Annotated in this window: 15 protein-coding genes; 7 read left to right on the top strand and 8 right to left on the bottom strand. The window is 65.4% G+C overall.

What is annotated here, in order from left to right:
- Together ACRDU5_RS06030 and ACRDU5_RS06025 are read left to right on the top strand one after the other, a co-directional pair.
- Window positions 1-1,598, top strand: a 1,598-nt coding sequence (locus ACRDU5_RS06030; protein ID WP_526613578.1) for an acyl-CoA dehydrogenase C-terminal domain-containing protein, incomplete at its 5' end; no start/stop codon positions are given.
- A 37-nt stretch (window positions 1,599-1,635) separates the two neighbouring features.
- Window positions 1,636-2,127, top strand: coding sequence for a nuclear transport factor 2 family protein (locus ACRDU5_RS06025; RefSeq protein WP_526613577.1), 492 nt, complete (start codon window positions 1,636-1,638; stop codon window positions 2,125-2,127).
- 313 nt (window positions 2,128-2,440) lie between these two features.
- Here the strand turns inward: ACRDU5_RS06025 and ACRDU5_RS06020 are convergent, their stop codons facing one another.
- Window positions 2,441-3,361: an LLM class F420-dependent oxidoreductase gene (locus ACRDU5_RS06020; protein ID WP_526613576.1), complete on the bottom strand. Its 921-nt coding sequence runs from the start codon at window positions 3,359-3,361 to the stop codon at window positions 2,441-2,443.
- A gap of 8 nt (window positions 3,362-3,369) precedes the next feature.
- Complete coding sequence (locus tag ACRDU5_RS06015; RefSeq protein WP_526613575.1) at window positions 3,370-4,533, bottom strand: acyl-CoA dehydrogenase family protein; 1,164 nt, start codon at window positions 4,531-4,533, stop codon at window positions 3,370-3,372.
- 66 nt (window positions 4,534-4,599) lie between these two features.
- Here ACRDU5_RS06015 and ACRDU5_RS06010 point away from each other — a divergent pair, with 66 nt between their 5' ends.
- Window positions 4,600-5,163 carry a TetR/AcrR family transcriptional regulator gene (locus ACRDU5_RS06010; protein WP_526613574.1) on the top strand — a complete coding sequence of 188 codons (564 nt, stop codon included), beginning with the start codon at window positions 4,600-4,602 and terminating at the stop codon, window positions 5,161-5,163.
- Here ACRDU5_RS06010 and ACRDU5_RS06005 read toward each other — a convergent pair.
- Window positions 5,146-6,309: a CaiB/BaiF CoA transferase family protein gene (locus ACRDU5_RS06005; protein ID WP_526613573.1), complete on the bottom strand. Its 1,164-nt coding sequence runs from the start codon at window positions 6,307-6,309 to the stop codon at window positions 5,146-5,148. The genes ACRDU5_RS06010 and ACRDU5_RS06005 overlap by 18 nt on opposite strands.
- Window positions 6,310-6,362: 53 nt before the next feature.
- Between ACRDU5_RS06005 and ACRDU5_RS06000 the strand changes: the two genes are divergently transcribed.
- From ACRDU5_RS06000 to ACRDU5_RS05990, 3 genes are all read left to right on the top strand, one after another.
- Window positions 6,363-7,466, top strand: a complete 1,104-nt coding sequence (locus tag ACRDU5_RS06000) for a phosphotransferase (protein WP_526613572.1) — start codon at window positions 6,363-6,365, stop codon at window positions 7,464-7,466.
- 45 nt (window positions 7,467-7,511) lie between these two features.
- Window positions 7,512-8,060 (top strand): TetR/AcrR family transcriptional regulator, encoded by a 549-nt coding sequence (locus ACRDU5_RS05995; protein ID WP_526613571.1) that lies wholly within the window; start codon window positions 7,512-7,514, stop codon window positions 8,058-8,060.
- A 94-nt stretch (window positions 8,061-8,154) separates the two neighbouring features.
- Window positions 8,155-8,472: a hypothetical protein gene (locus tag ACRDU5_RS05990; RefSeq protein ID WP_526613570.1), complete on the top strand. Its 318-nt coding sequence runs from the start codon at window positions 8,155-8,157 to the stop codon at window positions 8,470-8,472.
- Window positions 8,473-8,547: 75 nt separating this feature from the next.
- Here the strand turns inward: ACRDU5_RS05990 and rlmN are convergent, their stop codons facing one another.
- The 5 genes from rlmN to ACRDU5_RS05965 form a co-directional block, all read right to left on the bottom strand.
- Window positions 8,548-9,645, bottom strand: coding sequence for a dual-specificity RNA methyltransferase RlmN (gene rlmN, locus ACRDU5_RS05985; RefSeq protein WP_526613569.1), 1,098 nt, complete (start codon window positions 9,643-9,645; stop codon window positions 8,548-8,550).
- A gap of 13 nt (window positions 9,646-9,658) precedes the next feature.
- The gene (locus ACRDU5_RS05980) at window positions 9,659-10,537 is read right to left on the bottom strand and encodes a phosphatidate cytidylyltransferase (protein WP_526613568.1); all 879 of its coding nucleotides are present in this window, start codon (window positions 10,535-10,537) and stop codon (window positions 9,659-9,661) included.
- On the bottom strand, window positions 10,537-11,094 hold the full coding sequence (gene frr / locus ACRDU5_RS05975) for a ribosome recycling factor (protein WP_526613567.1): 558 nt from the start codon (window positions 11,092-11,094) through the stop codon (window positions 10,537-10,539). The genes ACRDU5_RS05980 and frr overlap by 1 nt, the downstream gene beginning before the upstream one ends.
- Before the next feature lie 14 nt (window positions 11,095-11,108).
- Window positions 11,109-11,876: a UMP kinase gene (gene pyrH / locus ACRDU5_RS05970; protein WP_526613566.1), complete on the bottom strand. Its 768-nt coding sequence runs from the start codon at window positions 11,874-11,876 to the stop codon at window positions 11,109-11,111.
- Window positions 11,877-12,002: 126 nt separating this feature from the next.
- Window positions 12,003-12,692: a class I SAM-dependent methyltransferase gene (locus tag ACRDU5_RS05965; RefSeq protein WP_526613565.1), complete on the bottom strand. Its 690-nt coding sequence runs from the start codon at window positions 12,690-12,692 to the stop codon at window positions 12,003-12,005.
- A gap of 36 nt (window positions 12,693-12,728) precedes the next feature.
- On the opposite strand from ACRDU5_RS05965, the gene ACRDU5_RS05960 reads away from it, so the two are divergent.
- Window positions 12,729-13,169: a MarR family winged helix-turn-helix transcriptional regulator gene (locus ACRDU5_RS05960; protein WP_526613564.1), complete on the top strand. Its 441-nt coding sequence runs from the start codon at window positions 12,729-12,731 to the stop codon at window positions 13,167-13,169.
- Window positions 13,170-13,175 lie beyond the last annotated feature (6 nt).

The raw sequence follows: 13,175 nt of genomic DNA, 5'->3' as shown, positions 1-13,175 counted from the left end.
CCGCCGAGTTGGCCAAGACGGTGCAGGCTGTCAAGGACGCCGAGTGGTGGCGCGTCGGCCTCGCCGAGGAGGTCGGCGGCGTCGCCGCACCGGCGGCGCTGACATGGGCGATCAACGAGATGCTGCTATGCGCGAACCCCTCGGCGGGTTTCTTCTGGGCCCTGGGTCCGGCCATGGCGCACTCCCTCGCCGTTGAGGGCACCGAGCAACAGCGGCAGTGGGCCGCGAAGGCTTTGGAGCGCGGCTGGGCGGCCACCATGGTGCTGACCGAGCCCGACGCCGGCTCCGATGTCGGAGCCGGCCGAGCCAAGGCGGTCGCCCAACCGGACGGCACCTGGCACATCGAGGGCGTCAAGCGGTTCATCTCCGGTGGCGATGTCGGCGATACCGCCGAGAACATCTTCCATCTGGTGCTGGCTCGGCCCGAGGCCGCCGGGCCGGGCACCAAGGGGTTGAGCCTGTTCTACGTCCCGCAGTACCTGTTCGACCCCGACACGCTCGAACTCGGTCCGCGCAACGGTGTTTTCGCGACGGGGCTGGAGCACAAGATGGGCTTGAAGTCCTCGCCCACGTGCGAGTTGACCTTCGGTGCTCACGGGGTGCCCGCGGTCGGCTATCTCGTTGGCGACATACACAACGGCATTGCGCAGATGTTCAACGTGATCGAGAACGCCCGCATGACGATCGGCGTCAAGGCGGCCGGGACGCTGTCCACGGGGTACCTGAACGCACTTGCGTTCGCCAAGGAGCGGGTGCAGGGTGCCGATCTGACCCAGATGACCGACAAGACCGCACCGCGGGTCACGATCATTCACCACCCCGACGTGCGGCGCAGCCTGATGACGCAGAAGGCCTACGCCGAAGGGCTGCGAGCGCTCTACCTGTATGCCGCCGCGCATCAGAATGATGATGTCGCACAGCAGGTTTCGGGTGCGAGCCCGGAGATGGCGCACCGTGTCGACGATCTGCTGCTGCCGGTCGTCAAGGGTGTGGGCTCGGAACGGGCCTACGAAATCCTCACCGAGTCGCTGCAGACCTTCGGCGGCTCCGGGTTCCTGCAGGATTACCCGATCGAGCAGTACATCCGCGACGCCAAGATCGACTCGCTCTACGAGGGCACCACCGCCATCCTGGCGCAGGACTTCTTCTTCCGCAAGACCACCCGCGACCGCGGCGAGGCGCTGGCGCACGTGGCATCGCAAGTCAGCCAGACCATCGACAGCTGCGACCCAACGTTGAAAAAGCAGGCAGGCCAACTTCGCACGGCACTCGAGGACGTCCAGGCGATGATGGCCACCCTGACGGGTTACCTCATGTCCGCACCCGAGCAGCCGTCGCTGATCTACAAAGTCGGGCTGGCTTCCGTGCGATTCCTGCTCGCGGTAGGGGACCTGCTCATCGGGTGGCGGCTGCTCGTGCAGGCCGATGTCGCACACGCCGCCCTCGCCGCCAAGCCGGCTGACGAGGCCTTCTACCAAGGCAAGATCGCGACCGCCGCATTCTTCGCGGCCAACGTGCTGCCGAACCTCACCGCGTTGCGGGGCATCATCGAGTCCGTGGACGATGACATCATGCGGGTGCCGGAGGGCGCGTTCTGAGCTTTACAATTTCTCCCAAAAGTGTCACGCTCTGCAAATGGATGACGCCGCTGCCATGCTGGAGATCGAGGCGATCAAGCAGTTGAAGGCCCGCTATTGCCGGTTCCTGGACACCAAGGACTGGCAAGCCTGGCGAGGTCTCTTCACCGACGACTTCCTCAGCGACACCGCGGAGGCCGGCGGCATGATGATCGAGGGCGCCGACGAGTTCGTCGCCTTCACCCGCAAGAGTCTCAGGAATCAAGCCACCGTGCACCAGGTGCATGCGCCGGAGATCGAGTTGACGTCGGCGACGACCGCTAGCGGTGTGTGGGGCCTCGAGGACGTGGTCCGGTTCGGACTCGGCGTGAACCTACGCGGATACGGCCACTACCGCGAGACCTACGAGAAGATCGATGGCCAGTGGCGGATCAAGAGTTCAAAGCTGACCCGGCTGCGGGAAGATGTCTTCAACGCCTTTGTCTCGGTGTACATCTCGGACCGGATACGGAAAGTGCTTATGAAGGCTGCCCGCCGGGTGGTGCGTTGACGTGGCTGTGGAGAACGTCCTCGTCACCGGCGCATTCGGCCAGGTCGGCAAGCGCTGCACCGAGATCCTGCTCAGCCGCGGTGCGCGAGCTCGTCGCCCAGCATCAACCGCGCGCGATCGTGCACCTTGCCGCGATGATGTCACCATCGTCGTACAAGAATCCCAGGCTTGCCCGGCCGGTTCGGCATCGCGACGCTGGTGGACAGCCCCGATCCGTTCGTCAGTTCGATGCCGCTGTCCGGCTTGGTCAATCCGCTCACCGGCGCCCCGACGAATGGACTGTGTCCAGCGAGTCACCGCGTATCGATGACGCTCAGGCGGCACCGATGACCGACGCACCGAAGCGCTCGATGGTTTCGACCGCGTGCGCCACGCTGTCGCCCGGCACGCCAACCTGAAGCCAGGTAACCCCCACCGCCGCAAGCTTTTCCACCCCGGACAGGTAGGCGTCGGCATTGAAGTCGTCATCGCCGGGATTGCCGCCGCCGATGTTGGTGAAGGTGATGTCAATCCCTGACCAGTCCCGGTCCGCGGCGTCGACTCGGCGGCGCAGGTCGGCGATGCCTTCGGCGAGACTCTCGAGCGAGTCCATGGGCGCGGTGCGGGCAGTTTGGGCAAGAACGGCCGGCGCGGGAAAAGGGCACCAGCCATCGCCGTGTTCGACGACCCGTTGCCGGGCCGCCGCGGTGTTGCCACCGATCCAGATCGGCGGATGCGGCCGGCTCACCGGCCGCGGATGCGCGGTGATGCCCTTCGCGGTGAAGTGCCGACCCTCGAACGACAGATCGTCGGTGGTCCAGATGGCGCGAATCACCTCGAGCGCTTCCTCGAACAGCGCGGCGCGCTCGTCGAAGTCGACCCCGAGCGCGGTGAACTCCCGCTTCAGGTAGCCGACACCGACGGCCAGCGTGAACCGACCGTCGGAGAGCATGTCCAGCGTTGCGCCGGATTTGGCCACCACGAATGGGTTGCGGTACGGCAGCACCACGATGTTGGGGATCAACCGCACTGTCGTTGTGCGGGCCGCGGCGAAACCCATTGCCACGAACGGGTCCAGCGCGTCATGCCCACCCGACTCCAGCCACCGCTGCGAGGGGGCGGGATGGTCGGTGAATCCGAACCCGTGGAATCCGGCCGCTTCGGCTGCGGCCGCGACCGTCGCAATACCCGCCCCGGTGACCAGCTCCCGATTGTACGGGTGGCTGTGCATCGGATGAGTGATGGTGAAGAACATCGGACTCCCTAGGACGTTCTTGTCGCGGGTGGTGAGTAGTTCGGACGGCCGAGCCCGAGCGCGTGCTGGGCGATCATGTTGCGGAAGACGTCGAGGGTGCCGCCGTAGATGCCGGTCGGTAACGCCAATCGAAACATGTATTCGGCCCCGCCGTCGCCGACAGCACCGTCCGCCTCACCCGGCAGACTCGATGCAGTTCCCAAAATGTCCATTAGATCCGGGCTGAGATCGCGCATGGTTTGCGCGATCGCAACGCGGCCGAACATGTCCGGTGTGCTTATCGCTGCTTCCATGCGGGCAATACTGCGGCCCAGTCGGTATTTCACCGATTCGTCGTTACCGGCGATCGCCGCGATCTTGTCGACCGCTTCGGCTAACAGCACCACATGCTCGGTCATGGCGGCGATCTTCTGCAAGCCGTCGGACTCCCGCTCGACGGTGCCATGCTCATCGTTGAGCGCCTCGCGCAGCACGGTCCAGCCGCCGTTGACGTCACCAATGCGGTACTTGTCGTCGATGCGTACGTCGCTGTAGTAGGTGATGTTGGTGCGGTCGCCATCCACGGTGCGGATCGGCTGGATTTCGACACCCGGCGTATCCAGTGGGACGAGAAACATCGTCAGGCTCTGGTGCTTGGGCGCATCGGGATCGGTATTGGTGATCAGGAAGACGTAGGCGGCGTTCTGCGCGTTGGACGTGAACATCTTGGAACCGTTGATGATCCAGCCGTCGTCGTCACGCACGGCGCGCGTCTTGCAGGTCGCTACATCTGAGCCGCCTTCGGGTTCGGTATAGCCCAAGCAGAGCCGGTACTCTCCGGAAAGCGTGCACTGCAGGACCTCGTCCCTGAGCTCGGGCGAGCCGAACTGCTCGACCGCCCGCGCGACCATTGCCGTGGTCCCCCAGTGGAACCACGGGGTGTGCGCCCGACCGATTTCGAGGTTCCAGATGCGTCGGCGCACCCTACTGAAACCGCCATCGGCTTCGTCCTTGAAATCGGCGGCCAGATAGCCGGCTTCACCCAGCGCCAGGTGCACGTCCTCGTCGAAATTCTCACCGGTCTCCCGGTCGCGGCGGATGACGTCGTCGGTCACGATGGATTTCAGGAACGCCCGTAGCTCGTCTTGGAACGCCCGGTCGTCATCGGACAGTTCTACGCGGGAGAAGTCCACCCATGCGCCTTCCTGCTGTCTCGCGTTCAGAGTGACATTTCGCCGCAAATTTGTAAAGCTATGTCGATGCAGGATGCACCCGCCTCAGCCGACATCGATGCCTCGACTCGTCAGCGCATTCTCGCCGCCACCGCCGAGGTGCTCGGCCGCAATGGCATGACGAAGCTCAGCCTTTCGGAGGTCGCACTACAGGCCAGAGTGTCGCGGCCCACCCTGTACCGATGGTTCGCATCGAAGAGGGAACTGCTCGACGCCTTCGCGGTCTGGGAGCGACAGTTCTACGAACGCGCCGTTACAGAGGCGACCGCCGGCCTGCCGGCAAACGAGAGGCTCGACGCGGCGTTGCGGGTCATCGTCGAGTACCAACAGTCGTACCCGGGGCTGCGGATGATCGACATCGAGCCGGCCCAGGTCATCAGGCGGCTGTCGCGGGTCATTCCGCTGATGCGCGAACGACTCGAACGCCTTGCCCAGGGACCGGACGCAGCGTTGGCGGTGGCGACGGCCGTTCGGGTGGCGGTGTCGCACTACCTGGTGCGCAGCGATGACGACGACGAATTCCTGGCGCAGCTGCGGCACGCGGCGCGGGTGAAGCACCATGCATCAATCGAACTACCTTCCGCGACGTAGTTCGGTGAGGATTTCGTCGGTGTGTTCACCGAGTCCGGGCGCCGCCGAGCGCGGGGCCCACGGGGTGCCGTGAAAGTCCGCAGGTGTGGCGACCATCGGCAGGCTGGATTCTACGTCCGGTACGTAGACGACGCCCCCCGCGGCGTGGAACTGCTCGTCGGCCACCACATCCTCGATCGAGTTGATGGGCGACCAGAAGAAATCCGGTTCGCTCGCAAAGAGTTTCGCCCACTCGTCGAGCGGCTTGGTCGCGAATATCTCGTCCAGCTCGGCGATGAGTTCGACGGCGTTGCGGGCCCGGTCTCGCCCGAACGCGAACCGAGAATCGGTCAGCCAGTCCGATCGCCCGACCACACGACACAATGCCGGCCAGTGACGCTCGCCCTGCAGACCGACGATCCAGAACCGCCGTCCGTCGCCGGCGACATAGTTGTTCATGCACGGGTTGCCCATCGACTCCCGTTGTCCGATCGCAATGTCATGGCCGGTCAGCAAGAACGTGTTGAGGTCGAAACTGACGGTGTAGGCGCCCTGCCGGTACAGCGAGGTGGTGACCAGCTGACCGGTTCCGGTGCGTGCTCGGGCGACCAGGGCGGCACAAACGGCCGCAGCCAGGGTCATGCCGGCGGTGTGATCGCCCATGCCGCCCCGTTGGAACGGCGGTGATTCGCCCGGGCGAGTCAGCAGGTGCGCCAGCCCCGCCCGCGCCCAGAACGCGGCGACGTCGAAGGCCGCGCGGTCGGCGTCGGGTCCCGTCTCGCCGTACCCGGTGATCAAGCCGTACACCAGAAGAGGATTCAACGCCGCCACCGTTTCGAAGTCCAAGCCGATGTGCTTGAGGCCACCGGGACGGATGTTGGTCAGGAAAACATCTGCGCCGCTGAGCAACTCGAGCGCCGTCGAGCGACCATCGTCGGTCGTCAGGTCGAGCGCGATGCTGCGCTTGCCGCGGTTGTCCATCTCGAACGGCGGGCTGACTCCTCCCTCGATGCCAAGCATCCGGCCGAACAGGCGCGCCGGATCGCCGGTCGGCGGCTCGATCTTGATGACGTCGGCTCCCCAGTCGGCAAGTATTCCGCCGGCGGCCGGCCCCGCGACCCACACTCCGAGTTCGACGACCTTGATGCCCTCTACCGGTCCGGCCATCGTCGTCCCTCCGAATGGATTTACAAATCCCCGTTAATTTGTAAACTAACGAGGTGAATCGAGTTGCGCCGATCGTCGGCCTGGGGTCGCATCTGGTCCGCGGTGTACAACGTATCGCCACCGACGCAATTGTTGGCCGCGTCCGATCACTTCCCCGCGCGATCGCGGAACTGGACGCCGCGTTCCTGTCACGGCTGATCGGGCGCAGAGTGGCATCGGTGTCGGTGATCGGCGGTGACGCGGGAACATCATCGCGAGCGCGGCTGGCACTCACCGGTGAGAATGTCCCGGACTCGGTGTTCGTCAAGATGCCCGCACAAACCGTCGCAACCCGCCTGTTCGGAGAACTGACCCGTCTGGCCGAGAATGAAACACGCTTCTACGCAACGTTGTCTCAGCAGCTGACCGGCGTCCCCAAGGCATACGGCACGGCCTTCGATTCGCTGACCGGCCGCTTCGTGCTAGTGCTGGAGGATCTCGCGGCCGAGCCCTGCGAGTTCCCCGACACGCTTCATCCGCTCAACACGGACCAGGCGACTCTGATCGTCGAGCTCCTGGCGCGCCTGCATGGAACGTTCTGGCAACGCGTACCCAACTGGCTGTACACCGCCTCGGGCGACAGTGCCGCGCTGCTCACCGTGCCCCTCCTGAAGACGTCCGCCCGCCGGCTCGCCGACCGCTCCGATATACCGATTGACAAGGGCCGCTTCATCATCGACAACTACCGCGCCGTCGCGGGGCTGATGGACGCACCGCCACACACCGTCATACACGGCGACTCCCATCCCGGAAACGTCTACTTCCGCAACGGCGAAGCGGGACTCCTGGACTGGCAGGTCGTGCGGCGCGGCCATCCCTGCCGGGAGCTCGCCTACACCCTGGTCACCGGCATGACCACCGCCGACCGCCAGACACACCAGCGCGAGCTGCTCGACGACTATCGACAGGCCCTGGCGGCCGCGGGGGGTCCGGAACTCGATCGCGACGAGTTGTGGGACCGCTACCGGAAGGGGGCGTTGTACGCCTACGTCGCGGCGCTGATCACCGCCGGATTGGGTGGCATGCAGGCCGAGAACATCGCGCTGGAAGGCCTGAAACGGGGCGTGGCCGCGCTCGAAGACCTCGACACGATCGAACTGCTTGAGAAGTCCCTGTAATCGAGCATCTACCATCATGTGGACTACTTCAATGAGGTCGGGGAAGTGAACGAACCACTACGCGCCCAGCGGGACGCATCCGGCGTCGTCGACGACACCTCGACGCGACACCGGATCCTCGTCGCCACCGCCGAAGCGCTCGGCCGCAGCGGGCAGACCAAGCTCAGCCTGTCCGAGGTCGCCCTGCAGGCCGGGGTATCCCGTCCGACGCTGTACCGCTGGTTCGCCTCCAAGAGCGAACTGCTCGACGCGTTCGGGGTCTACGAGCTAGAGATGTTCGACACCGGCATTGGCCGGGCCACCGCCGGGTTGCGCGGAACGGAAAAGCTCGACGCCGCCCTGAGATTCATCGTGGAATATCAGCACTCCTACTCGGGCGTGCGACTGGTCGACATCGAGCCCGAGGTCGTCATCGCTCAGCTATCCACCATCATTCCCGTCATGCGTGCGCGCCTCCAAAAGCTGCTGTCGGGACCCAACGGCGAAGTCAAGGCCGCGACGGCCATTCGGGTTGCGGTGTCGCACTACATCGTGCGCAGCGACGACGACGACCAGTTCCTGGCACAGCTGCGCCACGCGGTGGGAATCAAGTAACCCGCGCGCGTCGCTTCAGAAGTACACCTCTGTTTTTGCCCGCTTAGCGAGCGACAACTCCAGACCTGTCACCCGGCCGTGCCATCGTGCGGCAATGACGACCCCATACCGGCTTGAGGGAATAGAGCTCCGTTACGTTCTCACGATGTACCTCTTGCAGCACGGTCCGACGACCGTCGAGGAACTGATCCAAGCGATCAGGTGGCAGGGCTTTGACGTCTGTGGACGTGCGTCAAAGCAGGTGTCAGACGCGCTGCGCTGGGAGAGGCGACGCGGCAGGGTGCGCCGACTTGCGCGTGGCGTGTACGCCCCCGGCTTTGTACCGCGCGCAACGGAATACCGCATTCACGAGCGCGTGCTCGCACTTCGGGCCGGTGTGAAACCACTGTTCTTCAGGGGTATGCGACTGTAGGTCGGCTCTCTCGCGCGTTGTCGCTCGCTAGGCGGGCAATTTCGACTGCATCTCTCGCGCCTTCACCGCAGGTGATCACCCCTCGGCGGCCAATTGACCACAGGCAGCGGCGATTTCGCGGCCGCGGGTGTCCCGGACGGTGCATGACACGCCACGCTCGCGGACCCGCCTGACGAACTCGCGTTCGGCCGCCTTGGGACTGGCGTCCCACTCGCTGCCCGGTGTCGGGTTCAGCGGGATGACGTTGACATGCGCGAGCGGCCCGAGCGCGCCGTGTAGGCGCTTGCCGAGCAGGTCGGCGCGCCACGGCTGATCATTGATGTCGCGGATCAACGCGTACTCGATCGACACCCGGCGGCCGGTCGCATCGGCGTAGTAGCTAGCCGCGGCAAGGGCTTCGGACAGCTTCCACCGGCTGTTGACCGGAACCAGCGTGTCGCGGAGTTCGTCGTCGGGCGCGTGCAGTGACAACGCCAGCGTGACGCCGAGCCGTTCGTCGGCCAGCTTGCGGATCGCCGGGGCCAGCCCCACCGTCGACACCGTGACCGAGCGCGCCGATATCCCGAAGCCGTTCGGCGGCGCCGCAATGATGCGACGGACCGCCCCGATCACCCGGTTGTAGTTGGCCAGCGGCTCCCCCATACCCATGAACACCACGTTGGACAGCCGGCCGTGGTCGCGATCGCGCAGCTCGGCGGCTGCCGCGCGCACCTGCTCGAGGATCTCGGCGGCGGACAGGTTGCGCGTCAGCCCGCCCTGCCCGGTCGCGCAGAACGGGCACGCCATCCCGCAGCCCGCCTGCGACGAAATGCAGACGGTGTTGCGCTGCGGGTAGCGCATTAGCACCGACTCGAACGTCGTACCGTCGACCGCGCGCCACAACATCTTTCGGGTCTCGCCGGCGTCACACTCGATCTCCCGGACGGCGTCGAGTAACCGCGGGAACATCGCATCGGCCACCTGATCGCGCACCGTCGCGGGCAAATCGGTCATCTGGCGCGGGTCGGCGAGCAACCGGCCGTAGTACTGGTTGGCCAGCTGCTTACCGCGAAATGCGGGCAGTCCCAGCTCCGCAACGGCGGCGGCCCGACCGGCCTCGTCGAGGTCGGCGAGATGCCGCGGCGGCATGGCGCGTCGCGGGGCATCGAAAACCAGGGGCAGAGATGGTGGCATGGTGTTCCGGCCGTCACGCCAGCAGCGTCAGCACGATCCAGCCGGCTACAGCCGAGGGCAGCATCGCGTCGATGCGGTCCATCAGGCCGCCGTGACCGGGTAGCAACTTGCCCATGTCCTTGATCCCGAGATCGCGCTTGATCTGCGACTCGACCAGGTCGCCGAGCACGCCGGTGATCACCAACAGCAGGCCCAGCGGCACGCCGACCCACCACGGCTTGTCCAGCAGGAATGTCACCGACAACACGGCTGCCGCGATGCCGAAGAGCAGCGAGCCGCCCAGCCCCTCCCACGATTTCTTCGGGCTGATCGCCGGCACCATCAGATGCTTGCCGAACAACACCCCGGCGACGTATCCGCCGATGTCGGCGAAAACGACGGTCACGATCACGGCGAACACGCGGCTGCCGCCATGGTCCTGGAAAATCAGCAGCGCACTGAAGCTGGCGAACAGCGGCACCCATGTCGCGAGCAGCACCGTGGCCGAGATGTCGCGCAGATAGTTCGCCGGCTGCTGGCGAAGGCCTCGCCCGACCAGACGCCAGACCATGGATACGACAATGGTCCCCGCGTAGGCCCCCAACAGGCCGGCGGGGCCGTAGGGCCAGGTCAGCCAGATCATGGCCTGGCCGCCGATCAGCAGCGGAATAACCGGGACGGCGTAGCCGGCCTCTCGCAGCCGGCGAACGACCTCGTGAGTGGCGATCGGCATCGCCACCGCAAGCACGGCCAGCCATCCCTTGGGCGCTAAGAGCAGGATGACGATCGCCATCGCGCCGAGTGCGACGCCGACCGCGATGGCTGCGGGCAGGTTGCGCCCGGCGCGCAACGCCTTCTTGGGCGGCTCTTCGACGGGGGTGCCTGCCACGGGACTCGCCTGCTGTTCGGCCACTAGACCTCCAGCAGCTCGCCTTCTTTGTGCTTGACCAGTTCGTCTATCTGGTGGGTGTAGGTGTGGGTGGTCTTCTCGAGGTCCTTCTCGGCGTGTTTGACTTCGTCCTCGCCGGCCTCGCCGTCTTTCTTGATCCGGTGCAGTTCCTCCATCGCCTTGCGACGGATGTTGCGCACCGACACCCGCGCGTCCTCGCCCTTCGCCTTGGCCTGCTTGACCAGCTCGCGACGGCGTTCCTCGGTCAACTGCGGGATCGCGACGCGGATGACGTTGCCGTCGTCGGTGGGGTTGACGCCCAGGTCGGAGTTGCGGATCGCATCCTCGATGGGCTTCAGCTGCGACTGCTCGTACGGCTTGATGACGACCAGCCTGGCCTCCGGCACGTTGATGCTGGAGAGCTGGGTGATCGGCGTCGTAGCCCCGTAGTAGTCGATCGAGATGCGGGAGAACATGCCGGGGTTGGCGCGGCCGGTCCGGATGGACGACAAATCGTCACGCGCAACCGACACCGCCTTCTCCATCTTCTCTTCGGCGTCGAAGAGAGTTTCGTCGATCACGGCGTCCTCCTCCGTCAGGTGGTGGTGACCAGTGTTCCGATCTTCTCACCTGCGACCGCCCGCGCGATATTGCCGTCGATGAGAAGGTTGAACACCAGGATGGGCATGCCGTTGTCCATGCACAGGCTGAATGCGGTGGCGTCGGCCACCGCCAGCCCGCGGTCGATGACCTCGCGGTGGGTGATCGCGCTGAGCAGCTGTGCGTCGGGGTTGGATCGCGGGTCTGCGGTGAACACGCCGTCGACCGCCTTGGCCATCAGCACCACCTCGGCGCCGATCTCCAGGGCACGCTGCGCCGCGGTGGTATCGGTGGAGAAGTACGGCAGGCCCATGCCGGCACCGAAGATCACCACCCGGCCCTTGTCCAGGTGCCGCCGCGCGCGCAGCGGGATGTACGGTTCGGCGACCTGACCCATGGTGATCGCTGTCTGCACCCGCGTTGCAATGCCTTCCCTTTCCAGGAAGTCTTGCAGCGCAAGGCTGTTCATCACGGTACCGAGCATGCCCATGTAATCCGAGCGGGTCCGCTCCATGCCGCGCTGCTGCAGTTGGGCGCCGCGGAAATAATTGCCGCCGCCGATCACCACCGCGACCTGCACACCGCCGCGGACGACCTCGGCGATCTGCCGGGCCACCAGTGAAACCACATCGGGGTCGAGGCCCACTTCCCCGCCGCCGAACATCTCGCCGCCCAGTTTGAGCAGCACGCGCGAGTACATCGGCCGGATCGGAGTAACCGATGCCTCGGCACCATTGGTGCCGGTCGGCTCCGCCTCGGCCATCGGTCTCCTTGGGGTCCTCGCATGAGAGCGCCATCCGGGCACCTTCCCAGGACGGCACCCCTAATCCTGCCTCATCGCGGCTGCACAGCCGCTACGGGGTGGGTGGGTGGCGGATTAGCTCGCCATCTAGGGCAGGTGCGCGGTCAGCAGAAAGGCTGGCACCGACTTGCGGCCCTTGGGCTCGTCCCTAACGTCAGTCACCGGGAAGAAGTTCTCGAAGCCCTCAGGCAATACGCCATGGATGCGCGCGGGCCTGATCGCGTCGATCACCCAGTACCTCGACACGATGTCCCGCAGCTCATCGGCCGTGACGGGGTTGGCGGGACCGTCGGGCATGCCCGCCTTGTCGAACACCAGCACGAAATACGACGCCCCGGGTGCGGCGGCGCGCACGATGGACTGCTGGTAACCCTCGCGGGCCTGCACCGGGATCGAGTGGAACAGCGTCGAGTCGACGATGGTGGAGAAGCGACCGTCGTAACCAGTGAAGGCGCTGATGTCGGCGACCTCGAAGGTGGCATTGGTCAGGCCACGCTTTTCGGCCTCCCTGCGGGCCAAGTCGATGGCGGTCGGCGACAGATCCAGCCCAACCGTGGTGAAACCTTGTTCGGCGAGGCAAAGCGAGATCGCCGCCTCACCGCAGCCCACATCGAGCACATCACCGTGGAACTTGCCCTGCTCGATCAGCGCGGCGAGCTCCGGCTGCGGTTCGCCGATGCTCCACGGCGGCTTGGCGCCCATCTCGGGGACCTCGCCCCGGTATGCGTTTTCGAACAGTTCTTGTGGATTCTCGAACACGTCTTGTGGGCTGGTCATGATTCGTGTATATCAATCTGCTTGATATGTGTCAATATGCTTGATATGAGCGAGTTCCTCGAGGATCAGCCACTGGGCTATCTGCTGCATCGAGTCCACATCGCGCTGCGCAACGAGGTGACCGCGACCGTGCTCGATCCCTTGAATTTGGCGTTCCCCCAATACCTGTGCATGCGGGTGCTGTCGAAGTACCCCGGGCGGTCCAACGCCGAACTGGCCCGCGATATGAACGTCTCGCCGCAGGCGATGAACATGGTGCTGCGCGCACTGGAGAACCGCGGGCTCGTGACGCGTCCGGCCAGCGTGTCCTCGGGCCGATCGCTACCGGCTCAGCTGACGCGGGAAGGCTTGGAGCTGTTGAAGCGCACCGATTCCGGTGTGCGCGCGGCCGAGCGGCGGTTGATGGCAAACCTGACCGAAAAGCAGCGGCGGGAGTTCAAGCGGAGCCTGGTAGCCCTCGGCACCGACCCGAATTAGCATGGC

Source organism: Mycobacterium sp. (assembly GCF_050701515.1).
In the GTDB taxonomy this organism is placed as follows: domain Bacteria; phylum Actinomycetota; class Actinomycetes; order Mycobacteriales; family Mycobacteriaceae; genus Mycobacterium.
This window is presented reverse-complemented; position numbering and strand designations above follow the sequence as displayed.

Excerpts from the sequence above, each read along its gene's own strand:
- ACRDU5_RS06025 (WP_526613577.1), top strand. The coding sequence starts at position 1,636 with ATGGATGACGCCGCTGCCATGCTGGAGATCGAGGCGATCAAGCAGTTG.
- ACRDU5_RS06020 (WP_526613576.1), bottom strand. The coding sequence starts at position 3,361 with ATGTTCTTCACCATCACTCATCCGATGCACAGCCACCCGTACAATCGG.
- ACRDU5_RS06010 (WP_526613574.1), top strand. The coding sequence starts at position 4,600 with ATGCAGGATGCACCCGCCTCAGCCGACATCGATGCCTCGACTCGTCAG.
- ACRDU5_RS06005 (WP_526613573.1), bottom strand. The coding sequence starts at position 6,309 with ATGGCCGGACCGGTAGAGGGCATCAAGGTCGTCGAACTCGGAGTGTGG.
- ACRDU5_RS05990 (WP_526613570.1), top strand. The coding sequence starts at position 8,155 with ATGACGACCCCATACCGGCTTGAGGGAATAGAGCTCCGTTACGTTCTC.
- rlmN (WP_526613569.1), bottom strand. The coding sequence starts at position 9,645 with ATGCCACCATCTCTGCCCCTGGTTTTCGATGCCCCGCGACGCGCCATG.
- pyrH (WP_526613566.1), bottom strand. The coding sequence starts at position 11,876 with ATGGCCGAGGCGGAGCCGACCGGCACCAATGGTGCCGAGGCATCGGTT.
- ACRDU5_RS05965 (WP_526613565.1), bottom strand. The coding sequence starts at position 12,692 with ATGACCAGCCCACAAGACGTGTTCGAGAATCCACAAGAACTGTTCGAA.
- ACRDU5_RS05960 (WP_526613564.1), top strand. The coding sequence starts at position 12,729 with ATGCTTGATATGAGCGAGTTCCTCGAGGATCAGCCACTGGGCTATCTG.